1 pseudogene is annotated in these 484 nt (G+C 71.1%); it reads right to left on the bottom strand.

Annotated features, from left to right (window positions below):
* A pseudogene (locus JHN45_RS52495) lies at positions 1-447 on the bottom strand (condensation protein); the annotation flags it as partial.
* Positions 448-484 lie beyond the last annotated feature (37 nt).

The raw sequence follows: 484 nt of genomic DNA on the forward strand, positions 1-484 counted from the left end.
GCGGAGGCAGGCGGGGCCGTCCAGGGCGGTGTGGTTGACGGTGAGGAGCAGCGCGGTGCCGTGGGGGAGTTCGACTGCTTCCAGGCGGACGGGTGGGGACGCGGTCAGGGGCGGGGTGTGGTCGAGGGAGCGGGTGCGGGCGTGTTTGAGGGCGTCGGGGGCGGCGGGCGTGAAGGTCGTCACCTCCACGTCCGGGTCGGCGGTCAACTCCCATTCGTAGCGGCGGCGGTACCAGGGGCCCGGGGCCTCGCGCATGAGGATGCGGGGGTGGTGGTGGAGGGCCTGGGTGAAGGCGGTGCGGAGTCGTTCGGGGTTTAGGGGGCCTGGGAGGTGGACCTCTATGTGGACCGTTTCCGGCTCGGTGGACTGGTGGCAGTGGCGGGCTATTTCGTCGACTGTGGGAAAGGGGATGCGGGTGGGGGAGCGGGGTTGGTCGAGTGTGGTCATTGGGGGTCGTCCTCTTGGTGCGGGTCGGTGGGGGCTG

Origin of the sequence: Streptomyces sp. MBT53 (assembly GCF_016654115.1) — a bacterium.
Lineage (GTDB): Bacteria > Actinomycetota > Actinomycetes > Streptomycetales > Streptomycetaceae > Streptomyces.